Source organism: Streptococcus sp. HMSC064H09 (genome assembly GCF_001812625.1).
In the GTDB taxonomy this organism is placed as follows: Bacteria; Bacillota; Bacilli; order Lactobacillales; family Streptococcaceae; genus Streptococcus.
Genome location: NZ_KV809626.1, coordinates 1 through 251 on the forward strand (window position 1 = coordinate 1; position 251 = coordinate 251).

Annotated in this window: 2 tRNA genes; both read right to left on the bottom strand. The window is 51.8% G+C overall.

Annotation, left to right across the window (positions count from 1 at the left end):
- Positions 1-52: 52 nt before the first annotated feature.
- Positions 53-126 (bottom strand) — tRNA-Ile (locus HMPREF2867_RS09830).
- Positions 127-142: 16 nt separating this feature from the next.
- Positions 143-216, bottom strand: a tRNA-Met gene (locus HMPREF2867_RS09835).
- Between the last annotated feature and the right edge of the window lie 35 nt (positions 217-251).

A 251-nucleotide genomic window follows, 5' to 3' on the forward strand; every position in this document is an offset into this window, starting at 1 on the left:
CCGTTCCCTTCAGCCGGACTTGGGTAATCCTCCAAATATTATAATTAATATATGGACCTTGTAGGACTCGAACCTACGACCGCTCGGTTATGAGCCGAGTGCTCTAACCAGTTGAGCTAAAGGTCCAAGAAATCCATATATATAGCGGCGAAGGGGATCGAACCCCCGACCTCCCGGGTATGAACCGGACGCTCTAGCCAGCTGAGCTACACCGCCATAAATCGGGAAGACAGGATTCGAACCTGCGACCC